The 24136-nt window shown below is 58.9% G+C and carries 20 protein-coding genes; 6 read left to right on the top strand and 14 right to left on the bottom strand.

The features are described from left to right. Positions 1-47 precede the first annotated feature (47 nt). From aroC to PYK22_RS05550, 4 genes are all read right to left on the bottom strand, one after another. Positions 48-1217, bottom strand: coding sequence for a chorismate synthase (gene aroC, locus PYK22_RS05565; protein ID WP_041975166.1), 1170 nt, complete (start codon positions 1215-1217; stop codon positions 48-50). Positions 1218-1429: 212 nt separating this feature from the next. After that, complete coding sequence (gene uvrB, locus PYK22_RS05560; protein WP_041975164.1) at positions 1430-3418, bottom strand: excinuclease ABC subunit UvrB; 1989 nt, start codon at positions 3416-3418, stop codon at positions 1430-1432. 69 nt (positions 3419-3487) lie between these two features. Next, positions 3488-5047: a hypothetical protein gene (locus tag PYK22_RS05555; RefSeq protein ID WP_041975162.1), complete on the bottom strand. Its 1560-nt coding sequence runs from the start codon at positions 5045-5047 to the stop codon at positions 3488-3490. Between the two features lie 9 nt (positions 5048-5056). Further along, positions 5057-7627, bottom strand: coding sequence for a M1 family aminopeptidase (locus tag PYK22_RS05550; RefSeq protein WP_162199799.1), 2571 nt, complete (start codon positions 7625-7627; stop codon positions 5057-5059). A 212-nt stretch (positions 7628-7839) separates the two neighbouring features. On the opposite strand from PYK22_RS05550, the gene PYK22_RS05545 reads away from it, so the two are divergent. The 4 genes from PYK22_RS05545 (at position 7840) to groL (ending at position 11249) form a co-directional block, all read left to right on the top strand. Continuing rightward, complete coding sequence (locus PYK22_RS05545; RefSeq protein ID WP_041975161.1) at positions 7840-8733, top strand: phosphoribosylaminoimidazolesuccinocarboxamide synthase; 894 nt, start codon at positions 7840-7842, stop codon at positions 8731-8733. Positions 8734-8812: 79 nt separating this feature from the next. Beyond that, positions 8813-9058, top strand: a complete 246-nt coding sequence (locus tag PYK22_RS05540; RefSeq protein ID WP_157770689.1) for an exodeoxyribonuclease VII small subunit — start codon at positions 8813-8815, stop codon at positions 9056-9058. A 168-nt stretch (positions 9059-9226) separates the two neighbouring features. Next, the gene (gene groES, locus PYK22_RS05535) at positions 9227-9550 is read left to right on the top strand and encodes a co-chaperone GroES (protein ID WP_041975158.1); all 324 of its coding nucleotides are present in this window, start codon (positions 9227-9229) and stop codon (positions 9548-9550) included. Between the two features lie 67 nt (positions 9551-9617). Further along, the gene (gene groL, locus PYK22_RS05530) at positions 9618-11249 is read left to right on the top strand and encodes a chaperonin GroEL (protein WP_041975157.1); all 1632 of its coding nucleotides are present in this window, start codon (positions 9618-9620) and stop codon (positions 11247-11249) included. Between the two features lie 100 nt (positions 11250-11349). Here the strand turns inward: groL and PYK22_RS05525 are convergent, their stop codons facing one another. The 5 genes from PYK22_RS05525 to serA form a co-directional block, all read right to left on the bottom strand. Further along, positions 11350-12063: a TIGR00703 family protein gene (locus tag PYK22_RS05525; RefSeq protein ID WP_041975566.1), complete on the bottom strand. Its 714-nt coding sequence runs from the start codon at positions 12061-12063 to the stop codon at positions 11350-11352. A gap of 629 nt (positions 12064-12692) precedes the next feature. Further along, the gene (cyaB, locus tag PYK22_RS16440; protein ID WP_060635370.1) at positions 12693-13253 is read right to left on the bottom strand and encodes a class IV adenylate cyclase; all 561 of its coding nucleotides are present in this window, start codon (positions 13251-13253) and stop codon (positions 12693-12695) included. Between the two features lie 64 nt (positions 13254-13317). Further along, positions 13318-14619 carry an ABC transporter permease gene (locus tag PYK22_RS05515; protein WP_041975155.1) on the bottom strand — a complete coding sequence of 434 codons (1302 nt, stop codon included), beginning with the start codon at positions 14617-14619 and terminating at the stop codon, positions 13318-13320. Next, positions 14616-15539, bottom strand: a complete 924-nt coding sequence (locus PYK22_RS05510; protein WP_041975561.1) for an ABC transporter ATP-binding protein — start codon at positions 15537-15539, stop codon at positions 14616-14618. The genes PYK22_RS05515 and PYK22_RS05510 overlap by 4 nt, the downstream gene beginning before the upstream one ends. Before the next feature lie 68 nt (positions 15540-15607). After that, entirely contained in the window at positions 15608-17203 is a 1596-nt protein-coding gene (serA, locus tag PYK22_RS05505; RefSeq protein ID WP_041975154.1) for a phosphoglycerate dehydrogenase, read from the bottom strand. 215 nt (positions 17204-17418) lie between these two features. Between serA and PYK22_RS05500 the strand changes: the two genes are divergently transcribed. Continuing rightward, positions 17419-18726, top strand: coding sequence for a coiled-coil domain-containing protein (locus tag PYK22_RS05500; protein WP_175577164.1), 1308 nt, complete (start codon positions 17419-17421; stop codon positions 18724-18726). 283 nt (positions 18727-19009) lie between these two features. Then, entirely contained in the window at positions 19010-19999 is a 990-nt protein-coding gene (corA, locus tag PYK22_RS05495; RefSeq protein ID WP_041975153.1) for a magnesium/cobalt transporter CorA, read from the top strand. 14 nt (positions 20000-20013) lie between these two features. Here corA and PYK22_RS05490 read toward each other — a convergent pair whose 3' ends face one another. The 5 genes from PYK22_RS05490 to asnB all read right to left on the bottom strand — a co-directional run bounded on the left by PYK22_RS05490 (position 20014) and on the right by asnB (position 24104). Continuing rightward, positions 20014-20511, bottom strand: a complete 498-nt coding sequence (locus PYK22_RS05490; RefSeq protein ID WP_041975152.1) for a dTDP-4-dehydrorhamnose 3,5-epimerase family protein — start codon at positions 20509-20511, stop codon at positions 20014-20016. After that, complete coding sequence (locus PYK22_RS05485) at positions 20498-21283, bottom strand: sugar phosphate nucleotidyltransferase (RefSeq protein ID WP_041975557.1); 786 nt, start codon at positions 21281-21283, stop codon at positions 20498-20500. Before PYK22_RS05485 ends, PYK22_RS05490 begins: the two co-directional genes overlap by 14 nt. A 97-nt stretch (positions 21284-21380) precedes the next feature. Continuing rightward, a complete protein-coding gene (locus PYK22_RS05480) occupies positions 21381-21743 on the bottom strand; it encodes a nucleotidyltransferase domain-containing protein (protein ID WP_041975151.1) in 363 nt (120 codons plus the stop codon). After that, positions 21697-22089, bottom strand: coding sequence for a HEPN domain-containing protein (locus PYK22_RS05475; protein ID WP_173568267.1), 393 nt, complete (start codon positions 22087-22089; stop codon positions 21697-21699). Before PYK22_RS05475 ends, PYK22_RS05480 begins: the two co-directional genes overlap by 47 nt. Positions 22090-22220: 131 nt before the next feature. Beyond that, positions 22221-24104 carry an asparagine synthase (glutamine-hydrolyzing) gene (gene asnB / locus PYK22_RS05470; RefSeq protein WP_041975150.1) on the bottom strand — a complete coding sequence of 628 codons (1884 nt, stop codon included), beginning with the start codon at positions 24102-24104 and terminating at the stop codon, positions 22221-22223. Positions 24105-24136 lie beyond the last annotated feature (32 nt).

The raw sequence follows: 24136 nt of genomic DNA, 5'->3' as shown, positions 1-24136 counted from the left end.
ACCTTGATGCTAATCGGGAAACCCTCTGGTTCACCAACCGCGCGAAATCAGTAATCGCGCAGTTGATCGAGATACATCTGAAAATTACGCTTCATCTCAACGAGGCTATCGCCGCCGAACTTCTCGCGCATGGCCCCGGCCAGAACGAGCGCGACCATCGCCTCGCCGATCACGCCGGCAGCCGGGACAGCCGTCGTATCTGAACGCTCGTAAGCGGCAGCGCTCTCTTCTTTGGTTTCGATATCGACCGAACGCAGCGGGCGGCGCAAAGTCGAGATCGGTTTCAAGTAGCCGCGCACGCGAAGCTCTTCGCCATTGGTGATGCCCCCTTCCAATCCGCCCGCGCGATTGGTCCGGTGGAAGAAACGCTTCGCTTCCGTATCGTAAGCGATCTCATCATGAACCTGCGAACCGGGCAGCGCCGCGGCGCGCACGCCTGCACCTATTTCGACGGCTTTCACCGCCGGGATGGACATCACGGCCTGGGCCAGACGCCCATCGAGCTTCGCCTCCCATGAAACGTGCGAACCTAAACCGACGACCACTCCGCGTGCGACCACCTCGAAGATCCCGCCGAGAGTGTCGCCTTCGCGCCGCGCTTCATCCACGCGCGCGACCATCTGCTTTTCGATCCCGGCGTCTCCGCAGCGCAAAGGCGCATCGTCCGGGATGGCGACGATGCTGGACCAGTCGAGTTCGAGCGGCTCGCTCGGGATGCCGCCCAGTTGAATCACATGGCTTCGTATCTCGATGCCGAATTCGATGAGCAACTGTTTGGCGATGGCACCGCAAGCGACCCGCGCGGCAGATTCGCGCGCCGAGGCCCGCTCCAAGATGTCGCGCAAATCGCGCGCATTGAACTTCAAACCGCCCGCAAGATCGGCATGACCTGGACGCGGGCGCTTGAGTTGGCGCGCGTCTTCGGGCGGCAGGTCGCGCGGCTCAACGGCCATCACGTCTTGCCAGTTGACCCAATCCCGATTTTCGATCATCAGGGCGATGGGCGAACCGAGCGTGCGCCCGTGGCGCACTCCGCTCAATATCTGCGCGCGATCGCGTTCGATCCGCTGACGCCCGCCGCGGCCATATCCCCATTGCCTGCGCTCCAGATCTCGATCGATCGCCTCGACGCTGATGGGCACTCCGGCGGGCATGCCTTCGACGATCGCGACGAGCGCGCGCCCATGCGATTCTCCGGCTGTAGTGAAACGAAACATAGTCGGATTGATTCTCGCTCTTCTGGTCTAAAACCGTTGGAACATGCGCTTTGCCTATACAAGTCTATGCCAGCAACCTCCGCCAGCCCTCTGAAGCTTAACACCGCTGATCGCAGAATCGGCGACTTGGCGCTTGAAACCAAGCATCGCCGCTTCCTTCCTTGCACAAATAAACAGCGCTCTTCGCCACCTTCGCGTCCTCCTGCGGTCCATCAGGTCAATTGCAACTGGCGTTCGCGCAGGTACTTTATCTTATCGCGCAACTCCGCGGCGCGCTCGAATTCCAGCGCGCGCGCCGCTTCGCGCATCTCCTTCTCCAGTTGCTTGATCGTCTCGTCGAGGCGTTCGGGCGAATACTCTTCGAACGCCTCGAGATCGAGCGGCACTTTGAAGTAATCGGCTTCGTAAGCCGTCACCAGGGTCGCTTCGATCGGTTTGACGATCGTTTGGGGCGTGATGCCGTGTTCGCGATTGTAGGCCTCTTGAATGGCCCGACGGCGGCGCGTCTCTTCGATGGCGCGGCGCATCGAATCGGTCACCGTGTCGGCATAGAGGATCACCTTGCCGTTGACGTTGCGCGCGGCGCGTCCGATGGTCTGGATGAGCGAAGATTCCGACCGCAGGAAACCCTCTTTGTCAGCGTCGAGGATGGCGACGAGCGAGACTTCCGGCAGATCCAACCCTTCACGCAACAGGTTGATGCCAACCAGCACATCGAATTCGCCGCGCCTCAAGTCGCGAAGGATGCGCACGCGCTCGAGCGTTTCGATGTCGGAATGCAGGTAACGGACGCGCACGCCGACTTCCGTGAAATACTCGGTCAAGTCCTCGGCCATCTTCTTGGTCAAGGTCGTCACCAGCACGCGCTCGCGCCGCTCAGCGCGCACGCGACATTCGTGCAACAGGTCGTCTATCTGGCCGCGCACGGGCCGGACTTCAACTTCGGGATCCATCAATCCGGTCGGACGGATGATCTGCTCGACGACTTCGCCTCCGGTTTTGGTAAGCTCGTATGGTCCGGGAGTGGCCGAAACGTAGATCGTCTGTCCGATGCGCGCTTCGAACTCTTCGAAGTTGAGCGGGCGGTTGTCGAGCGCGCTCGGCAAGCGGAAGCCGTATTCAACGAGCGTCCGTTTGCGCGTCTGATCGCCGTGATACATGCCGCGGAGCTGCGGGATCGTCTGGTGCGATTCGTCGATGATGACGACCGTATCGCGCGGCAAGTAGTCGAGCAACGTCGGCGGCGGCTCGCCCGGGCGTCGGCCCGTCAGGTGGCGCGAGTAGTTCTCGATCCCACGACAGAAGCCCATCTCCTTGATCATCTCGAGGTCGTACATCGTCCGCTGATGGAGCCTCTGGGCTTCGACGAGTTTGCCTTCGGCGATCAACTGCGCCTCCCACCATTCGAGCTCTTCGCGGATGGAGCGGATCGCGCGCCGAATCGTCTGCTTCGACATCACGTAGTGCGTGCGCGGGTAGATCGGAACGCGCGCCTCGTGCCGGTGAATCACTTCGCCGAGCAACGGATCGATCGTTGACACGGCGTCTATCTCGTCGCCCCAGAACTCGACGCGATAAGCTTGATCCTGATAGCTTGGGTAGATTTCGACCGTATCGCCGCGCACGCGAAACGTGCCGCGTCCGAATTCGATGTCCGAGCGTTCGTACTGTAGCTCGACGAGCTTGCGCAGGAGTTCATCGCGCCCCATGCGCTGGCCCGGTTCGACGAAGATCAGCATGCCGTAATAAGCGTCCGGATCGCCTAGACCATAAATGCACGAAACGCTCGCCACCACGATCACATCGCGCCGCTCGAAAAGCGCGCGCGTCGCCGACAGCCGCAACCGGTCTATCTCCTCGTTGATCGTCGCCTCCTTTTCGATGTAGGTGTCGGTCGCCGGCACATAAGCTTCCGGTTGATAGTAGTCGTAGTACGAGACGAAATACTCGACGGCGTTTTCGGGGAAGAAGGTTTTGAACTCCTGATAGAGTTGCGCGGCGAGCGTCTTGTTGTGCGCGATGACGAGCGCCGGGCGTTGCACGCGCTCGATGACCGAAGCGATCGTAAAGGTCTTGCCGCTTCCGGTCACTCCCAACAACACTTGATCCTTGACGCCTTCGTTGAGACCGCGCACGAGCGCTTCGATCGCCTGCGGTTGATCGCCCTGTGGCCGGAAGTCGGAGCGAAGTTTGAAGGGCATGCTCTCTCCTGATAGCCATCCTCGATGGAGTTCGAAAGTAGAGATTTTAGCATCGAGCGGAGGCGAAATTTAACCTGAGGCGCGCCTTTCGGCGGAGAGTTTGGCGCTGCTTTGCTGATAGATCGCTTCCATCAGAGCCGACCGCACATCGCTGGGCAATTCGGTCTGCGCAACCAATCGTTTCAACGTCGGCAACACATCGGGATGATCGCATAGGGCGAGAAGTCGCACGATTGTTAAGCGTGTTCTATTGCTTTCGCTCTCTTGAATAGCGCGGGCCAGAGGTTCAAGCTCTCCCGCCTTCGCTAAGACGAACAACAGAGCGAAAGCCTCACGGGCCTCTTCATCTTCATTGCCCAATCTCGATATCGCTTCATCCGCTAATCCAGCAGAGCAGATCGCTTCACCGATGCGACGGCGTCGCTCGGCGTCCGCCTCGAGAAGCGCGCGCGCGAAGATCTCGGCTCGGCTCTTCGCCGACCGCTCGGCGATCTGGACCAACGCGCGGGCCGCCTCTTCGCGCCGCTCGCGGATCGGATCGTCAAAGGCGGTGGCGATCGATCTCCAAAGCTCTTCCTCGGATTCGACCTCCTCGCGAAAATCGCCAGCGACGCGCCCTTCTCTTCGTTCAGCACCGATGCCGACGCGAGTTTCGACTGCCCCCTCATCCGTCCGATCTTCGCCCATCGTTGGAAGATGATCTTCACGACGATCCATAGGGCGCTGGGACTCACCAACCTCGCGCGCCGGACTAGCTTCGCTCTCCCAATCAGGAAGCGATCCGAACTCCGGCGTCCCGCCCTCGGCTCGACGAAGCTCGTCATTGGTCTCGCTTCGCCGCCCACTTCGCGTGCTCAGCGCACGCGCGCTAAGAAGGGCGAGAAGGAGAGCGAAGATGAGCGCCGCCGCGAGCCATCCCTTTTTGACGAGCGTGGGACGGCGCGCATCTTCGACTTTGGCTTCGCTCGCTGGCCTTCGATCCTCGCCGACTTCCGGGGAAGGGGTAGCGATCGCAGTCGAACTAGAAGCGCTGCTTGACTGGATAGCGATCGCAGTTGAGCTAGCAGTCGAGCTAGGCGCGCTGTTCGCCTTCTGTCGCCCCTCCTCTCGACGCTTCTCCTCAGACCTCATACTCGATCGATCCGCGTCGGACGCTGACAGCACGCTCGAATTGACGGCAGTCGATCCTGGGCCAGTGAAGGCGATCTCAAGGCGATTGAAACGCTGGTTGACGCGCGCCCCGGAATCCGGTCGAAGACGGAAGGAGAGGACGAGATCATCGCCGCGACTCTCTGCCGATGCGCCAGGGAGAGCGCGCACGGCGGCGGCGTTCGCAAGTTTCGCGTGCGGGATGATGACGTAAAAACGCTCGTCGCGTCGGTAAGCCGCGTAATCGCTTAGCGAAACGTTCGAGGTGAGGATTAATCGTTCGCCGACACTGCGCGCGGTCACCTCTTTCTGCCCTGACGTCTGTTGCCACGCCTCGCGCGTAAACGTCCCGGGCGGGGCGACAGACTGGACCATCCTCGCCTCGCCCGCCGCCCCGCCGATCAGCGCCCACGACGCGAGAAGATAGGCCCCAAGCCTTACCGCATCTTTGCCGATCACTTCACTTTTCAGGCGCCGCATCCGGAAAGTTCACGGCGACGTGTTCGCCTCACGCATCAAGTTTCCGACGATCCGTTGAAAGAGATCCTGCGCTTGCGGAGGCAAGGAGTGACGTCCTTCCTCGAGCACCTGCTTGGCGCGCGTCGCATCAAGTTTGATCAAGCCCTCAATCGCTCCGATCATGAGCGCTTGGTTGCGCGCGACGAGCGCTCGGTTGAACTGCTCAGACAGGAACGAGAAGGCGCGCGGGTCGTTCTTTCCGACCGCCCCGATGAGCGCGAACGCCGCGCCGCGCACTTCGAATGGGTTGCCGGGTTGCGCATAACGCATGCCTATCTCCAGCGCGCGCGGATCGCCAAGCTCAGCCAAACCGCGCAATCCGGCGATCCTTATCCGCTGACGCCACGACTGCTGATCGAGAAGCTTCGTCAGCAGAGCATAAGCTTCGCTGCTCCGCGTCTTACCCAAAGCCTCCGCTGCCGCATCGATCACCGCATAGCTTTGATCGTTCAAGGCCTGCTGATAGATAGGGGCGAGCGTCGCGTCGCCCGTAGCGGCAAGCGCGCGGATGGCGCGCGCCCGCACGAGCGATTTTTGATCTCGCGTCGCAACCACCAGAGCCTTTCGCGCCGCTTCGCTTCGAACTCCTTCGAGAGCCGCGGCCGCATCGCGCCTTACTCCCCAGAAAGCGTCCTTAGCCAAAGACTCGCCGATCGCCCCGATGATCTGCTCTTTCTCCGCCTCCGCCACATCCTTCGCTTGCAGTTTCGCTTTCAACTCGCCGAGCGCCCAAACCCGCCCCAGCACATCTTCGTCATGGCGCAGCTGATAGACGAGCTCACTCACCGGCTTTTCGAAACGCAACTCCTTGATGAGGGCTCCGCCGTAATCGAAGTTGACGAGCAAGGGTTCGGAGTCGAGGGCGAAGTAGAATTTCTGCTCTTCTTTCGGCTCGATCCAGACGCGCTCGATGCGCGTCCCTCGTGACGTGCCGATCTCTATCTCGACCGGCGCACGGAAGAACTCGTTCTGCGGGTAAGGTTCGCTCGGATCGGGTTTCTGCTCCTGCTTGACGGTAAGCACGAGCGTCTTTTTGCTCGGGTCGTACTCCTTTGTCACACGGAAGATGGGGTGGCCCATCTTGTAAACCCACTGGTCGAAGAACCAGTCCATCGGCTGCCCCGTCGCCTCCTCGATGGCGATGCGAAACTCCTCCGTTTGCACGGGGTGATGAGCATACTTCGTCAAATAGTGATGGATCGCCCGCCACCAGTTCTCCTCGCCAAGCGCGCGCCGCAACATGTGCAGCACGGCAGCTCCGCGCGGATAGGCGTAGACATCGAAGAGATCGTCCGGATTGTTGTAATGTTTGGTGACGATCGGACGACGCAAGCCTCTTCTCCAAGCCTCGTAATAGGCCTCCTGATTCCCTTTGACCTCCGAATAGAGGAACTCGTCGCGCCCCAAACGGTGCTCTGTCCACATCGCCTCAAAGTAGGTCGCGAAACTCTCGTTGAGCCAGATATCCGACCACGAACGACAAGTGACATAATCGCCGAACCACTGGTGCGCGAGCTCGTGCGAGATCAAGCCATCGCTCGTCTGGTCCAGTTCCGTGCGCGCATCGTGCACCGCCGTATCCGTCAACGTCGTCGCCGAGATGTTCTCCATGCCGCCGCCGAAATCGCGCACGATCGTCTGCGCGTACTTCGCGTATGGATAACGCACGCCCGTCTTCTCCGAGAAGAACCGGACCATATCGGCGATGCGCGCAAAGCTCACCTTCCCTTGCTCGACTTCGTTCGGATAGACATAGCTGATGACCGGGATGCCATCGTAATTCATCTCGATCGGCACATACTCGCCGACGATGATCGAAGTCAGATAGGTCGCATGCGGCTGGTCCATGACCCAGTGGAAGGTGCGCGTTCCATCCGGATTATCGCGCTGCTCGACAAGCTTGCCATTCGAGATGACGGTGAAAGGCTTCTCGACCGTGGCGATGAGTTCACTTGTGGCAAAATCGTTCGGATGATCGAAGCAGGGAAACCAGTAGTGGTTATATTCGGTCTCCCCTTGCGACCAAATCTGGCGCGGGCGGTTCGGATCGTCCGCGGTCGGCTTGATGAAGGTGAGACCGCCGCCAAACGTGCCGAAGATCCCCGCGGGCTGTTTCTGTGGACCATTGGTTCGATAGTTGATAACGACCGTAACCTCATCGGTCGGTTGATAAGCGCGATCGAGCGTGATGCGCAACTTCTCTTTCGCCTCATCAGCCTCGAACCGGAGCGGGCGACCGTCAGCCAATGTGACGCTGGCGAACGTCATATTGGCGGCATCGAATTCGACGCGGCTCAGGTTCGACGTCAAAGGCGCGAAGGTGATCGTCGCCGTCCCCAGAGCCTGCTCGCGCTCCCAGTCGAACCGCAGGTCGAGTTTGTAATGTCGCGCGTCGTAATCGCGCGCCGGGATGTATTGGGCAGGCGGAAGCGCCCGTCGCTGGACCGCCGTAGCCGCCTGTTGCACAGGCCGCGCGCTCACCGATAGACTCAAGATGAGGAGCAAACAAAGCGAGCGAATGAAAGATCTTCCTGGTCGCATCAAATCCTCCATGAATTTCGATGAAAGAAAGCCCGAGTCTTGGCGATGCTCTATTCTTACACGAAGGGTGAGATGAAGGAAAATGGGAACGACATCGAAATTCGGCTCATGGCAATTACGATTACGTTTCGCTTGACAAGCCAGATTTCGGGCGCCACAATTCATCCGATCCGCCGGACGCATCTCCAGCTAAACCTCGTGGAAAACTTAAGATGAGCGCCCCACTTATAGAGACCGAGTTAAGCGGTTTGCGCCTTCTGCGACGCGGCAAGGTGCGTGACGTGTACGAGGTGGATGAGGATCATCTGCTGATCGTCGCGACCGACCGCATCTCGGCCTTCGATTGTGTGCTCCCCACGCCCATTCCGCGTAAAGGCGAAGTGTTGACAGCCCTCTCGCGCTTCTGGTTTCGCAAGCTGGAAGGGATCGCCCCGCATCATCTCATCACGACGAAGATCGAGGAGATGCCCCAAGAGGTGCAGCGCCACGCCGATTCGCTGCAGAATCGCTCGATGCTGGTGCGGCGCGCTGAGGTGATCCCCATTGAATGCGTCGTGCGCGGCTACTTGGCCGGTTCCGGTTGGAAGGACTACCAACGGGCGGGCGAGGTCTGCGGACATCTTTTGCCAGTCGGCCTGCGCGAAGCCGAGAGATTGCCTGAACCGATCTTCACCCCCGCGACCAAAGCGGATGAAGGGCATGATGAGAACATCAGCGAAACGCGCATGGCCGATCTCATCGGACGAGAGATGACGCAGCGATTGCGTGAACTTTCGCTCAAGCTCTACAGCGCTGCGGAGAGTTACGCCCGCACACGCGGCATCATCATCGCCGATACGAAGTTCGAATTCGGGCGCGATGCAGACGGCAATCTTCTCTGGATCGATGAAGCGCTGACGCCCGATTCATCGCGTTTCTGGCCCGTCGAAGAGTATCGTCCGGGATCTTCGCCGCCATCTTTCGATAAACAGTTCGTGCGCGACTATCTCGAAAGCTTGGCCTGGGACAAACGTCCTCCCGCCCCGCCGCTACCTGATGAGATCGTCAACGCAACGACGGCGCGCTATCTGCTCGCCTACAGGCTATTGACGGGCGACGAATTGTAACTCCTCAGCGTTCGAAGAACTCTACGATCTATCGGAAGTCATACGAATTCGACTTTGCCAACTTCCTTTGGAGGAGCTGATGCAAATACGCGCTCGCCTTGAAGCTATCATCGAAGAGATGCTCGACGGCCAGATCATGCTCGACGAAGCGCTCGCCGAATTCGAGAAGCTTTACATTCAAAAAGCCCTCGCCCGCAACAACAATCATCTTTCGCGCACGGCAGCCGTCTTGGGCATCCACCGCAATACGCTCGCCAAGCGCGTCGCGACCTACCGCGCACAAGAGCGCGCCCTCGCCGCCGCTTCGCGCCGCCCGCGGAAATAAGATTTGGCCCAGACATTGACAAGCGCCTCGCCCCTCATTTATCGTTAGCACTCGCTTATGGTGAGTGCTAAGAGCAGAGTCCACCATGACACCCGATATCGCCAAAAGCGATACGCGTGACGCGAGAACTTCGACAGACCCATTCTTGAATCTCAGGAGAGGAAAACTATGGCGACAAACATCAAACCGCTCCACGATCGTGTGATCGTGCGGCGCATCGAAGAACAGGAGCAAGTGCGCGGCGGCATCATCATCCCCGATACGGCTAAGGAGAAGCCACAGGAAGGCGAGGTGCTCGCCGTCGGCGAAGGCAAATACGACAAGGACGGCAAGCGCATTCCGCTCGACGTCAAGCCGGGCGATCGCGTCCTCTTCGGCAAGTATAGCGGGACTGAAGTCAAGGTTGATGACGAGGAGCTTTTGATCCTTCGCGAAGATGAGATCCTCGGCATCATCGAGCGCGCTGGCGCTAAACAGCAGAGCGGGAAATGAACCTATCGTTCAAACCGATCGTCCGATCACTTTTACAAACTTTGAACACTTAGGAGAAGAGATCGAAATGGCAAAATTAGTCATTCACGGAGAAGAGTCGCGCGCCGCCATCTTGCGCGGCGTCAATCAACTCGCCGATGCAGTCAAAATCACGCTTGGGCCCAAGGGGCGCAACGTCGTTATCGAGAAGAAGTTCGGTTCGCCCGTCATCACCAAGGACGGCGTGACCGTCGCCAAAGAGATCGAACTCAAAGATGCGCTCGAGAACATGGGCGCGCAGATGGTGCGCGAAGTCGCGTCGAAGACCTCGGATGTCGCCGGTGATGGCACGACCACTGCGACCGTGCTCGCGCAGGCCATCTTTCGCGAAGGCGTCAAGACCGTCGCCGCTGGCGCCAATCCGATGGCCCTAAAACGCGGCATCGACAAAGCCGTGGAGCGCGCCGTCGAGGAGATCAAGCGCATGTCGAAGCCGGTTAAAGGCGATGCCATCGCGCAGGTCGGCACGATTTCTGCTAACGGCGACCGGACCATCGGCGACCTCATCGCCGAAGCGATGAACAAGGTCGGCAAAGACGGCGTCATCACGGTCGAAGAGTCGAAGACGCTCGAAACCTCGCTCGAGGTGGTCGAGGGCATGCAGTTCGACCGCGGCTACCTGAGCCCGTACTTCATCACCGATCCCGACCGCATGGAGTGCGTGCTCGAAAATCCGCTCATCCTCATCCACGAGAAGAAGATCAGTTCGCTCCGCGACCTTCTGCCAGTGCTCGAACAGGTCGCCAAGATGGGCAAGCCCTTGCTGATCATCGCCGAGGATGTCGAAGGCGAAGCTTTGGCGACGCTCGTCGTCAACAAGCTCCGCGGCACGCTCCAGGTCTGCGCCGTGAAGGCTCCTGGCTTCGGCGACCGGCGCAAAGCGATGCTCGAAGATATCGCCATCCTGACCGGCGGACGCATGCTGAGCGAAGACCTCGGCATCAAGCTTGAGAACGTCAAGCTCGAAGACCTTGGCCGCGCTAAGCGCGTCATCGTGGACAAAGAGAATACGACCATCGTCGAAGGCGCGGGCAAGCAGTCGGAGATCGAAGCGCGGGTGCGTCAGATTCGGACGCAGATCGAGGAGACGACCTCCGACTACGACCGCGAGAAGCTGCAGGAGCGGTTGGCGAAGCTGGTCGGCGGCGTGGCGGTGATCAAGGTGGGAGCGGCGACCGAGACGGAGTTGAAGGAGAAGAAGGCGCGCGTCGAGGATGCGATGCATGCGACGCGGGCGGCGGTCGAAGAGGGCATCGTCCCTGGCGGCGGCGTGGCGTTGGTGCGCGCGGCCAAAGCGCTCGAGAAGTTCAAAGTGAGCGAGTCGAACGGCAATGCTGACGAGGACGAGCAGATCGGCGTGACGATCGTGCGGCGAGCGCTCGAAGAGCCGCTTCGTCAAATCGCGCAGAACGCCGGATTCGAAGGCGCCGTCGTCGTCGAGCGCGTGCGTGCCGAGAAGAGCGAGAACTTCGGCTTCAACGCGGCGACAGGCGAATATGGCGATCTGGTCAAGGCTGGCGTCATCGATCCGGCCAAGGTGACGCGCACGGCGCTGCAGAACGCCGCGTCCATCGCGGGCTTGATGCTCACCACGGAAGCGCTCGTCTCCGAAATTCCTGAAGAGGACAAAACCTCTTCACCGAGCGCGCCGAGCTTCTAAGAGCCGGCCTTCGAACTAGATCAAACGAGAGGGCGGGTAGATAAGTCTGAGTATCCACCCGCCTTCTCGATTTTCAGCTCCGTTGCGACCTCATCGCCATTCAGTCCAACGCCGCAAGAAGTTTCTCCAAATGCTCAGCGACGTCGAGGTCGAATAGATGAATAGTCGGCAACAGCCATGTAACGATGTAGCGATCATCTCCATCCTTGTTCGGCCCAAAATAGACTAGGGAGAACCGCCCGACACCGACGCGGTCATGCAACATGTTTTGCGCTTCTTTCAGCGCTCTCCGCCACTTCGCCGGCAGATCATCGAACGCATAAGCACGCCCTTCTTGCCCGCGCGACTGAATGAACTCCGTGGTCAGGCCGCTCGAATGGAAAGCTTCGACCAATTTGCCGAAACCGCGCTTGCGGAAATAAGCGAGCAGCAGTTCGCCTGCTGGCAGCGTGAAGAGCAGGGTATCGTCGCCTTCCGCCGAGCGATGATAGGCGCGGATCACACCGCGGCGGTCTTCCAACTCGACGCGAATCCGCAGCTTCGCCCCCTTCAAGTCCTCGATGACTCTTCGCACCTCGAAACGTTCGCCTTCTTCCTCGTACGTCTCCCCGACCTTATGTTGGCCGGCTTCGGCGACGAAGATCGAGTCTCTACCGTCGCGCAACCCGGTCAACAGATCGAATCCCCACGCCTTCAGGCTTTTGAGTTTCGTTTCGCGTTCCTCGGGAATCTGGCCCCACGCTTCGCGCAAGAACGTATTCAAAGCACGTTCGTGTTTCAAAGCTAGCTTCCTCAAATCCCCCTTCTCCTTCATGACTTCCTCCAAGCCATTCCCCATGCTTTCAGCGAATGACAAAAACTTTTCAATTTTAACATAGCCTGGTTTTCACCGAAAATCGCTCCATTGCAGGCACGGCTCATCACTTGTTCTTCCGAACAAAAGCTTCTCGATGGAACGAGCATGTTTCAAACCACGCTCAGCCTGAACCCGTGAACGCGCCTGTGCAATGGATATGAGGCCAACGAACTGAGGCTGGCACGAATCGTCCCCATTAGGCAAGCGTCAGCGACTCGGCGCGCCGCTGCGCATCAACTCCCACTGCTGCGAGCAGGGCGGCGGTCCATCTGCATCCTCGACGCGCGCACCGATGCGTCCCGTCGCTTGACGAAGTTTTCGAACATGGTCTTTAGACGAATCTGACGCTGGCGAGCGCAAGCGCTGTTTCCTTCTCGCGCGAGCCTACTTTGCCCGCGCGTTTTGCGCGCAAGCGCACGATTGGACCTCTACATCTTTGGTGTAGGCTGAAACTGTCCCGGCGCAACATCGAATAGCTTCTCTGCTTTGTAGAAGACTTCGGTCAGCTCCCCACAGCTAAAACCAGGGACTTGTTTTCGCCATGTCTTTGACAGGCGAGCTTTGAACGAGCCGACTTCTCGGAAGACTCAATTGCTTTTGCTTTGATTGACGAATCGCGCCTCGATCGAGTTGTCTCGCTTCACGCCATGACGCGCAGCAAGCTGCGGGTAGGTGTCATGTTCGATCTCGGCGCTCTCCAGACCCAATTCCCTCTCAATCCGATCAATACCTTCAGCATCACCCTCTATTTCGGCATAAATGCCGAACGGCAATTCATCGATGACAACCTCGGCCTCCGCGAAGCGCCACTTTCTCCGCTTTTTCTCGTAAACGAGCGCAGGATGAAAGCCTAGTGCGCAGAGGATGGCGGCGATGGCTTCGTCACTCTCGATGCGCGTCTCTTCTTCGCGCTGGTGTTTGATCGCGCCATTCGTTAGCGCTCGCTCTTTGTAAGCGAGCGTCGTCCCGCTCGCCGTTCGGCGCACGCGCAGCACCTGTCGCTGAGGGTCGAGCGCACCGCCCGCATAGATCGTATTCTCTTCGAACTCCTCGCCGATGAACCGCGCGCCCGATCTTTCCAACTCCCTCTCGAGCGCAACCGCCTCCTCTCGCGTCAAGCGATACTTTTTCTCGATCTCGATGCCCATGTTCTAACTTTCGTGTCCCGTTAGATCGACCTCTAGGACCACCGATTCGAATCGAGCTTCATTCTTAAGGTTGCCGTATCCAACGCCACACTTCCGGAATGGTCGCGCGCTTCCCGTACATCAAGATGCCAACGCGGTAAACGCGCGCTGCCACCCACACCAATCCGACGGCGCACGCCCCGCTCAAAAGGAGCGAAAGGAGCGTTTCCCACGCCGGCGGCGCTTCCGTCACCAAACGGACCGGCATGAGTATCGGCGAAAAGAACGGGACCAGCGAGATCAGTGTAGCGAAAGTGGAGTTCGGGCTGCGCATGATGGGGAAGACCAAATAGAATCCGATGATAAGAAGAAAGACGACCGGCATCGCGATCTGTCCGCCCTCCTGCGTCGTCGTCACCATCGCGCCGATCAGAGCGTAAAGCGTCGCATAGATGAAGAACCCGACGATGAAGAAGAGGAAGAAGTAGATCACAACCGATGGGGCGATCGACGGGAGCTTGAATCTGATGCCGCTCGCCGCCAGCGCGCCCACGCCATAGAGCGAGAAGAGGAGCAAAGCCAATCCCCACACGGCATATTGCGTCAGCGCGACGAGCGAGACGCCGATAAGTTTCCCCATCATCAGATCGAACGCGCGAACGGAAGAGAGGAGCACTTCGACGATGCGCGTCGTCTTCTCCTCGACGACTGCCGAAAGGACCGCCTGCCCGTGTAGGATGATCGTCATATAGATCAAGAATCCCGTGATGAAAGCGACGAAGAATCCGATTCCCGAATCAGTCTCTTCGCCTCGTTCGCTCACGCGCGTGACGTTCAAATGCACGCGATCGGACAAACGGGTGATGAGCTGCGGATCTATTCGCGCATCGAGCATGCGTTGGGCAATGACGGCATCGTTGAGCGCCCTTTGAATATCCTCGACGGAGAAAACATCGCTCAGGTTTCGCCCGTAGATTTCAGCGCGCCCATTCGTGAGGATATCTTTCGGCAGGACGACATAGAAATCCACTTCGCCTTTCCGCACGCGCTCATTCAGTTCGCGCCGCGCTTCATCTGGCGGAAGCGCCCCGGCATCGATCACTCGATAACGCATGACGTTCCGCGGCTCCTGATGCAACGCATCATCGCGCGTTTCGTCTCTTCTGCCATGTTCCAACTCATCGCGCACGCGCGCAAACAGCTTCCCTGTCTCATCTACCACGACGACGCGCTTCGCCTCGCCCGCATCCAATTTGAAGATGAAGGCCGGCACGAGCGCGAACCCGATCAGCAGCAGTGGTCCGATGAAGGTCATGAAGATGAAGAGCTTGTTCCGCACGCGCTCCAGATACTCACGCCGGATGATCGGCCCCAGCTTTCCCCTCATACGCCACTCACCTTCGCGATAAAGATCTCCCGCAGGCTCGGTTCGATCTGCTCGAACTTGGTGATGATCGCGCCCGACTGGACCAGACGGCGCAGCAACTCCTGTGGGCTGGCGCCTTCCTGAAGGACGACCTCCAGATGCTCGTTCCGCGGGATGACGCGCGCGACTAGTTCACGATCTTCGAGCGCAGGTCCGGCCCCTTCGGCACGCAGTGCGATCGAATTCTGACGGAACATCCGCTTGACTTCACGCAGCTCGCCTTCGAGGACCTTACGCGAGCGGTTGATCAGACAGATATCATCGCAGAGCGATTCGGCCTGCTCGAGCAAATGCGTCGAGAAGATGATCGCGCGCCCCTTGGCTTTGAATTCCAAGATGATCTCTTTCAGCAGTTCGGCGTTGACCGGATCGAGGCCGGAGAAGACCTCGTCGAGAATGATCAGTTCCGGCTCATGCATCACGGTCGCGATGAATTGGACCTTCTGCTGCATGCCTTTGGAGAGCTCATCGGCCCGCCTGTTCCTCCACTCGCTGAGCTGCAATCTTTCGAGCCACGCCCCAGCCGCCTTCTCGGCAGCCTGCCGCGTCATCCCCTTCAGCTCACCGAAGAAGCGGAGTTGATCGCCGACGCGCATCTTCTTGTAAAGACCGCGCTCCTCGGGCAAATATCCGATGCGGTCTTGCAATTCGGGAGTCATCCGTCGCCCCTTGAAGATGACCTGTCCTTCATCGGGCGCGATGATGTTGACGATCATGCGGATCGTCGTCGTCTTGCCCGCGCCGTTCGGACCGAGCAAGCCGAAGATTCGTCCGGGGCACACGGTCAAGCTTAGCTGGTCCACCGCGGTGAAACCGTCGAACCGCTTTGTCACACGATCCAAGACGAGGAGCGAATCCTCAACTCTCTCCCAATCGCTCATCGGGTCGCGCTGCCTCTCAGCATATGACGGGCGGATTCGACGCCGAGCCCGCCCGTCGATATTTTCGATCAAGAATCTAGTTCGATATAACGAACCGAGATGACCTCGTCGATAGCTCGCAGAGCGTTCAAAGTCTCATCGCTTACCGGTCCATCAGTCTCGATGACAGCCATCGCCTCGCCGCCACGCTCGCGACGCCCGAGATGGAAGCGGCTGATGTTGATCTGCCTAGCGCCCAAACACGTTCCGACCTTGCCGATCACGCCTGGCACATCGCGATTATGCAGAACGAGCATGTGCCCGGCGGGGATGACTTCGATCCGGAAACCGTCGATCTCCGTGATCCGTCCTTCATTGCGCGGCCCGAAGAGATCGGCGGCGACCGCATGTCCGCCGCTGACCGTAACGACGCTGGCGCGCAGGGCCGGCAGATCTTCCGCTGCGCTTCTTCGTTGCGACGTTGTCACGGCGATGCCGCGCTCCTCGGCGATGAGCAAAGAGTTGACGACGTTGACGCGGGCGCTAACGTTGCGCAACAAGCCGGCCAAGAAAGCTCGCGTCACAGCTCCCGTGTTCAACTCAGCCACCTCTCCCGCGTATTCGAGGCGCACCTCTCGCACTGGTTCATCGGTCAGTTGCGCTTGGAATCGCCCGAGCGCTTCGGCTAGGGCCAAGTAAGGTTGCAACGTATGAAGCTCCTGCGCGCTTACGGCTGGCATGTTGACTGCGCCGCGCACGCTGCCGGTCAAGAAGTAATCGCGCAACTGCTCGGCGACGATCACGGCGACCGATTCTTGCGCTTCCCGCGTCGATGCCCCAAGATGTGGCGTGACGACCACCTCTTCGAGCGCCAGCAGCGGATGGTCCGGCGGCGGCGGCTCCTCGCTGAAGACGTCGAGCGCCGCGCCGGCGACCTTGCCGCTCCTGATCGCTTCATACAGCGCCTGCTCATCTATGAGTCCGCCGCGCGCGCAGTTGATGATACGCACGCCTTTCTTCATGCGCGCGAAGGCTTGCGCGCCGATCAACCCGCGCGTTTCGGGCGTGAGCGGCGTGTGAATCGTCAGAAAGTCGGCGCGCTCGAAGACCGCTTCGAGCGGCAAAAGCTCGATGTCGAGTTCGCGCGCCTGTTCCGGCGAGACGAAAGGATCATACGCGATGACCTTCATCTCGAACCCTTGAGCGCGGCTGGCGACGACGCGCCCGATGCGCCCCAATCCGATGATACCTAACGTTTTCCCACGCAACTCGGTTCCAACGAATTTCTTCCGCTCCCACCGACCGGCCTTCAAGCTCGCATGGGCTTGCGGGATGCGCCTGGCAAGCGCAAGCAGCAAAGCGAAGGTGTGTTCGGCGGTCGTCATCGTATTTCCATCCGGCGCGTTCATCACAACGATGCCGCGCGCCGTCGCGGCTGGCACGTCGATGTTGTCCACGCCGACGCCAGCGCGTCCGATCGCGCGTAACCGCCGCGCCGCATCCATCAACTCAGCCGTCACCTTGGTCTCGCTGCGCACGATGAGCGCGTCAGCATCGCGCACCGCTTCGAAAAGGGCGTCGCCTTTCAAACCGGTCCGCTTCTCGATCTGGAAGCCGGCAGCCCGTAGCGGCTCGAGCCCGCTTTCGCTCACATCATCGGCAACGAAAACTTTCACTCCGTCCATCTTCCACTCATTACCTCGAAAATATGGCGTTCCGCTTGATAAAGCTCGATGTAAGCTCTCGACGCTTCACAAAGCCGAGCCCTAAGTTTTCTCATTGTTTCGAGATGGCGTCAAGGCCGATGGGCGCGCGTGACTCTAAGGAAATAGAACCCATCTCCGAATAGAAGCATCTTGCCTAGACTTCAGATCCTGCCGCATAATTGTTGCTAGCCGAGATGATCAGAGAAGAGTTCCTCGAACTACTCAGAACCGACGCGGCCTTCCGCGAAGAGGTGCGCCGCCAGCTTCTGACCGAAAGCTTGCTGGCGCTACCGGAGAGGTTCGACCGGCTAACGAAAGCGGTTGACGAACTGGCCATCACCGTCCGCGAGCTTGCCGAAGCCCAACGTCGCACGGACGAGCGGCTTGCAGAGTTCCAACAGCGGACCGACGAGCGTTTCGCTGAACTAGCTGAAGCCCAACGTCGCACGGACGAGCGGCTTGCAGAGTTCCAGCAGCGGACCGACGAGCGTTTCGCTGAACTAGCCGAAGCTCAACGTCGCACGGACGAGCGGCTTGCAGAGTTCCAACAGCGGACCGACGAGCGTTTCGCTGAACTAGCTGAAGCCCAACTTCGCACGGACGAGCGGCTTGCTGAACTGGCCGAAGCGCAACGAAGAACTGACGAACGGCTTGCAGAGTTCCAGCAGCGGACCGACGAGCGTTTCGCTGAACTAGCCGAAGCCCAACGTCGCACGGACGAGCGGCTTGCAGAGTTCCAGCAGCGGACCGATGAGCGTTTCGCTGAACTAGCCGAAGCTCAACGTCGCACGGACGAACGGCTTGCAGAATTCCAACAGCGGACCGATGAAAGTTTCGCCGCGCTTGCGGAGTTCCAACGGCGAACGGACGAACGATTCGCTGAACTAGCCGAAGCGCAACGAAGAACTGACGAACGGCTCGCTGAGCTAGCCGAAGCGCAACGAAGGACTGAGGCGGAGATCGCCAAACTCGCTGAAGCACAGCAACACACCGAAGCGACGATGCGCGAAATGCAGCTCGTCCTGCAAGAACTGGCGACTTGGCAACGCGGCGAGGCTGGGCGTCGGGAAGGCGAGCGTTACGAACGCGATGTCATTCGCCGAGCACCGGTGCTCTTCAACGGCGGACAAGGCGGCCCGCCAGACCAACCACAAGTGCAACAGCGCTTGACCAAGATACTTCGGCCCCTTTTGGAAGAACTGGAGACGAAACGCGAGGCCGATCCGTTCCTTGCCGATCTGATCTGGTGGAAGGGCGAGACCGTCATCGTGGCCGAGGTTTCCAACCGCGTGAACGGCTACGATGTGATCAGGGCGGCTAATCGGGCCGAAACGCTTCGGCGCGCAGGCGCGCAAGCTGTGCCCGTCGTCATCGGCGCGGACTGGGCCAACGATGAGTCGAGTTACGAAGCCAAAATGCACAAAGTCGAATGGAAGACAGAATCTGACGTATCGGAAGGCTTTCTGCAACTACGCCGCCTACCTGCCAACGGCGACGTTTAAATCCCCTGACGCTGCTGGTGACTCTAAAACTTATAGAGAGATCTCTTTCGCTGCCATGAAGTCGCAGATCTATCTTGGATGAGAGGACGGCAAAACAGAGCAGGCTTCGACGTAGCATTGTGCAGTCCGTCCGACAATCTAGCGGGTTCATTGGGACGGCTCCTACAAGACCCCGACTCTGACCACCAGGAATCCGTCCGACAACCCAGCGGGTTCATTCCCCCTTGCGCTCGATGATAAACTCTCTGCGCTCGGACGATTTCTCAATCCGGGTTGAGCAAGCATGGAGATCTTCGTTTACCGTTCCGGCGCTGAGCGCGTCGAGGAAGGCTTCACCGCCGAACAACTGCCGTCACTGCTTCAAGATCGCTCGCTCGTCATCTGGATCGACATGGAGCGCCCGACGCTCGATGACGATCGCCTTTTGCTCGATCTCTTCAAGTTCCATCCGCTGACGGTGGAAGATTGCCGCATGGATCGCCATCACCCGAAGGTCGAAGAGTTCCCCGACTACCTCTTCTTCATCGTTCACGGCATACGCACCAACACGACGCCCGAACGCTTCAACACGGTGGAAGTCGATGGCTACTTAGGTCCGAACTTCGTCGTTACCTATCATCACGAGCCGTTTCCGGCGATCGACTACATCAAACAACTCTTGCGTTCGACACCCGTTCCATGCCAGCGCGGCGCGGCATTTTTGCTGCACCATATCCTCGATCGCATCGTTGACGAATATCTGCCAGCGCTAGATGATTTCGACGAACGCCTCAATAAACTCGAGGAGAACATCTTTTCAACCACGCGACCGAGCAACCGTATCCTCGAAGAGATACTGAGCCTCAAACGCAGCATCCTGCGCCTGCGGCGCATCTCATCGAAGCAACTCGACATCCTCTACCGCATGAGCCACGGAGAATTCCGTCTAATCTCTGGTCCAGCTCTCCCCTTCTTCCGCGATATTTACGATCACCTGGTGCGCATCGCCGATCTAGCGGAGAACTATCGTGATCTCATCACCGGTTCACTTGATGCTTATCTTTCCGTCATCTCGAATCGCCTGAATGAGATCATGAAGGTGCTGACGATCTTCTCCGCGATAATGCTCCCGCTAACTTTCATCGCCGGAGTCTACGGCATGAACTTCGAGAACATGCCAGAGCTTCACACCAGATACGGTTACTTCGTCGTCTGGGGAGTGATGATCGCGATCGCCTGCTTGATGCTCCTCATCTTCTGGTGGAAAGGATGGATGGGGAGCGGTAGAGATTAGCCCCCAACAAGATTTCAATCATCCATCCTGAAGATCGTCTGCGGGTCGTCTTCGTGGCGGATCTCATCGACCGGCTCGCGCCGTCCTTCGCCCATGTAGAGCCTGTTCGGACAATTGATAACGATGCCCGGAACGTGGCCGACGTTGCGATAGGCATGGACCACTCCGGGCGGGATGAGCACGGCCTTCGGGTTATCTTCGCCGACGAAGAGCGTCATCACCGCGCCGAAGGTCGGCGAACTCTGCCGATTATCCCACATCCGTAGCTTGAAGTTCGACGGCCCGATGAAGCAGAAAAGATCAGTCTGCTCGCGATGCTCGTGCGGGCCGCGCGTCACGTGCGGCTGCGTCGCGGAGATGTAAGCCATGCGCGGATGAAATTCTGCGGGCAGTTCGTCGTGCCGGAACAGTTCCGCCAACCAGCCGCGTTCATCGACGAACTTGCGCAGATCGCGGATGATGACATCGTGAATGATGCCGCGCTTGAACGGCGCCGCTTCAGGCTTTGACACCGCTTGTCACCTCCCTTTCGCTTCTCACTCCCTTGTCGCCCAGATCAAGTTTGTTCGCTCCGGTCTGGGCCACCAAGTTCGATGCGCGCAGCAGGCTATCGAACGTTCCGGCATCAGTCCACCAGCCTTCGAGCTCATCCCACGTCATCTCGCCGCGTTCGATGTAGATGTTGTTAACGTCCGTGATCTCCAGCTCGCCGCGCGCCGAAGGCTTCAGCGTTTTGATGATGTTGAAAACGTCGGCGTCGTACATGTATATGCCGATCACGGCGTAATCCGATTTCGGCTCTTTCGGCTTCTCTTCGATGCGCACGATGCGCGGCCCATCCAGTTCGGGCACCCCGAAACGCTGCGGGTCGGGCACCTTTTTGAGCAAGATCTTCGCTCCGCTGCCTTGGTGCCGGAAAGCGCGCACTGCGCGACAGATATTCCCCTCGATGATGTTGTCGCCCAAAATGACACAAACGGGATCACCATCGGCGAAATCTTCCGCCAACGAAAGCGCATCGGCGATCCCGCCCTCGCCCTCCTGATAAGTGTAGTTGAGATGTTTGAGGCCGAACGCTTTGCCATTGCCGAGCAGCTTGAGAAAATCCCCGGCTGAATTCCCGCCCGTCACGATCAGGATATCTGTGATCCCGGCGTTGACGAGCGTTTGAATCGGGTAATAGATCATCGGCTGATTATAAACCGGCAACAAGTGCTTGTTCGTCACTTTCGTGAGCGGATAAAGCCGCGTGCCCAATCCGCCCGCAAGAACCACTCCTTTCACCGTCCTTTCCTCCAATCAGCGAAACTCTTTCAATCGAAGGTTAGAAATTTCGCATCTTACGGCAGAAACGCCCCGCGCGCCAACATGAGCGCGGCGATCACGGGGCAGCGTACAACCAGACCGCATCGCGCTCAAGGGAAGCGAAGAATCCGCCGCTTTGCTTCAGACGTTGCCACTCCTCTTCCGTATAAACGAGCACGTCCGCCGGCACTGGCAGTTCAAGCGTGTCCCATTCCGCAGCCCGTCTTTCGAAAGGTTGCTGCGAATCTCGCACGATGATGATCAGATCAAGGTCGCTCCCGACTCCCCAATCGCCGCGAGCGTAAGAGCCGAAGTAACCTATGCGCAAAACGTCTTTACGCTGCGCGGCCACCTTCTCGGCCCATAATTGCACCGCCCGCTCGACGGTCGCCTTATCGGGCCATTTGAAGACGGACGAACTCAACGATCTCACCGGCATAGCGGATCGCCTCCTCGCTCTGCAACGAACCGTAATGCTCGAAAGGAGCTCCTTCCGAATGGCTGTTCGGGTAACGCGGCGGAATATAGAAGCCATCCAGCACGCGCCCCTTTTCGATCAAGTCCGACGGAACGGAAATCGTCTCCGGCAGATCACGCAACAGCCTCGCAATGACATGTCCCCATGCTTCCTGTCCAAGATGAAGGTGCAAGGCTTTGACAGCCTTTTCGGCAGCCTGCTGCGCAGCAAAACATGCCCACTCGTGACGGCCAGCGTTCTGCGAATCCACCGCTTGAGCCAGGTCACGTTCAGCTTGCTTGAACCAATCCAAAGCGCGACTCACCATGGCGATTTGGCTCTCATGAAACGACTTGAAAAGGAACCGTGATGCCTCATCAAAACCTCAAGCGCGAATGCTTTCATCGCCATTTCAGCCATCTCATACCGAACGGCCAATCCCAGAGTGTCACCATAACTTCAATCGATGAACCTTTCGAACCACAACTCCAGCATCAGCAACGTCCACAGTTGATGCGCCCAGTCGCGCTGACCATTTACGTGTTCGGTGACGAGGCGATTGATCGCTTCGGGTTTGAACAACCCGCGCCGCATCGCCCGTTCGCAAAGGAGCGTCGATTCGAGGAACGGGCGTAATCGTCCGCGGAACCAATGGCTCAACGGCACTCCGAAGCCCATCTTTCGCCGGTGGAGATTCTCTTCCGGCAACAGCCGCCCCAACACGCGCTTCAACAGATACTTCGTCGTCAATCGGCGCAGCTTGAACTCTTCCGGCAAACTGGCGGCGAATTCGATTACGTGATGGTCCAGAAAAGGCGAACGCGCCTCCAACGAAACCGCCATCGTCGCAATGTCAACCTTGACCAGCAGATCATTAGGCAGATAGGTCATCGTATCAGCGAAGAGAGCAGCGTCAACAACCCCGGCGCCATTGGCGCGGCGAAACCACGGCGCGATGAAATCGCTCGAAGGCCGAGAGGCGACTTCGCGACGGAACCCTTCAGAGTAAAGCGCTTCCTTGGCCTTTGAGTCGAACACGCTCACCCAACGCATGTACCTGTCCACGGTCGGCAGGGAAGCGGCTTCGAGAAAGCGTTTGAGATCGCGCGCCCGACTGCGCCTTCTCTCCGGCACAGGGAAGAGATTCACTGCGGGCTCGATCATGCCTTGACGAATGGCCCGCGGAATTCGGCTGTAGGCTTCCGCAAGACGCATGGCGGCATACCGTTCGTAACCGGCGAAACATTCATCTCCGCCATCGCCGTTGAGCGCGACGGTCACGTGGCGCCGCGTCTCGCGCGCAACATAGTAGGTCGGGATCGCCGAAGAATCGGCGTAAGGTTCGCCGTAGTGTTCGATCAAAGTCGGCAAAACTTCCAGAGCGTCCGGTCGCACGACGAATTCATGGTGGTCCGCTCCAACATGTCGGGCGACGCGCCGCGCATGCTCCAGCTCGCTGAAATCCTGCTCTTCGAACCCGATGGAGAAGGTCTTCACCGGCTCGCTCGCTTCTTCGCTCATCAGGGCGACGACGGCGCTCGAATCTATGCCGCCCGAAAGAAAAGCGCCGAGCGGCACTTCGGAGATTAGTCGCACGCGAACGGCTTCGCGCAAGATCTCGATGGCGCGTTCGCCCGCCTCTTCTTCTGTGATCTTCTGTTTCTTCGCGAAATCCGGTTGCCAATAGCGCTCGAGCTTTACTTCGCCATCGCGCGTGAAGCGCAAAGTGTGCGCCGGTTCGAGCTTTTTGATCGCGCGGTAAGCCGTCAACGGCGCAGGCACGCACATGAACGAGAGATAGTGATGGATCGCTTCGAAGTTGATATCCCGGCTGATCTCCGGGTGCAGCAGGAGCGCCTTGAATTCGGAAGCGAAGATCAGCTTGCCGCCGACCTGCGCGTAGAGGAGAGGCTTTTTGCCGACGCGATCGCGCGCGAGAAGAAGCTCTTGCTTGTTCTCATCCCAGATGGCGAAGGCGAACATTCCACGCAGATGCTTCGGGCAATCCGCGCCGTATTGCTCATATGCGTGAACGATCGCCTCCGTATCGCTGTTGGTATAAAATCGGTGGCCCAGCTTTTCGAGATGCGCGCGTAGTTCGCGATAATTGTAGATCTCGCCGTTGAAGATGATCCAGACGGTTCGATCCTCGTTGTGGATCGGTTGTTGTCCGCCTCTGAGATCGATGATGGCAAGCCGACGCATCGCCAGCCCGACGCCTTCGCGCACGTACCTTCCCTCTTCGTCCGGGCCGCGATGGCGGATCGCGTCGCACATGCGCGCAAGCGTTTGCTCATCTATCGCGCGCTTCCGGGGATCGACGATGCCAACAATGCCACACATTTTCCTTCTGAATACTACTTTGAAAGATTTAA

The sequence above is a fragment of the Pyrinomonas methylaliphatogenes genome, from assembly GCF_000820845.2.
Lineage (GTDB): Bacteria > Acidobacteriota > Blastocatellia > Pyrinomonadales > Pyrinomonadaceae > Pyrinomonas > Pyrinomonas methylaliphatogenes.
The sequence above is the reverse complement of the archived record's forward strand: the minus strand, read 5'-3'. Positions and strand labels throughout refer to the sequence as shown.

Coding starts and splice junctions, on each gene's coding strand:
- PYK22_RS05510 (WP_041975561.1), bottom strand. CDS start 15,539: ATGAGCGATTGGGAGAGAGTTGAGGATTCGCTCCTCGTCTTGGATCGT.
- PYK22_RS05555 (WP_041975162.1), bottom strand. CDS start 5,047: ATGCGGCGCCTGAAAAGTGAAGTGATCGGCAAAGATGCGGTAAGGCTT.
- PYK22_RS05550 (WP_162199799.1), bottom strand. CDS start 7,627: ATGCGACCAGGAAGATCTTTCATTCGCTCGCTTTGTTTGCTCCTCATC.
- corA (WP_041975153.1), top strand. CDS start 19,010: ATGGAGATCTTCGTTTACCGTTCCGGCGCTGAGCGCGTCGAGGAAGGC.
- PYK22_RS05480 (WP_041975151.1), bottom strand. CDS start 21,743: ATGCCGGTGAGATCGTTGAGTTCGTCCGTCTTCAAATGGCCCGATAAG.
- PYK22_RS05500 (WP_175577164.1), top strand. CDS start 17,419: ATGATCAGAGAAGAGTTCCTCGAACTACTCAGAACCGACGCGGCCTTC.
- PYK22_RS05525 (WP_041975566.1), bottom strand. CDS start 12,063: ATGAAGGAGAAGGGGGATTTGAGGAAGCTAGCTTTGAAACACGAACGT.
- asnB (WP_041975150.1), bottom strand. CDS start 24,104: ATGTGTGGCATTGTTGGCATCGTCGATCCCCGGAAGCGCGCGATAGAT.
- PYK22_RS05515 (WP_041975155.1), bottom strand. CDS start 14,619: ATGAGGGGAAAGCTGGGGCCGATCATCCGGCGTGAGTATCTGGAGCGC.
- PYK22_RS05540 (WP_157770689.1), top strand. CDS start 8,813: ATGCAAATACGCGCTCGCCTTGAAGCTATCATCGAAGAGATGCTCGAC.
- uvrB (WP_041975164.1), bottom strand. CDS start 3,418: ATGCCCTTCAAACTTCGCTCCGACTTCCGGCCACAGGGCGATCAACCG.
- serA (WP_041975154.1), bottom strand. CDS start 17,203: ATGGACGGAGTGAAAGTTTTCGTTGCCGATGATGTGAGCGAAAGCGGG.
- groES (WP_041975158.1), top strand. CDS start 9,227: ATGGCGACAAACATCAAACCGCTCCACGATCGTGTGATCGTGCGGCGC.
- groL (WP_041975157.1), top strand. CDS start 9,618: ATGGCAAAATTAGTCATTCACGGAGAAGAGTCGCGCGCCGCCATCTTG.
- PYK22_RS05545 (WP_041975161.1), top strand. CDS start 7,840: ATGAGCGCCCCACTTATAGAGACCGAGTTAAGCGGTTTGCGCCTTCTG.
- cyaB (WP_060635370.1), bottom strand. CDS start 13,253: ATGGGCATCGAGATCGAGAAAAAGTATCGCTTGACGCGAGAGGAGGCG.
- aroC (WP_041975166.1), bottom strand. CDS start 1,217: ATGTTTCGTTTCACTACAGCCGGAGAATCGCATGGGCGCGCGCTCGTC.
- PYK22_RS05475 (WP_173568267.1), bottom strand. CDS start 22,089: ATGGTGAGTCGCGCTTTGGATTGGTTCAAGCAAGCTGAACGTGACCTG.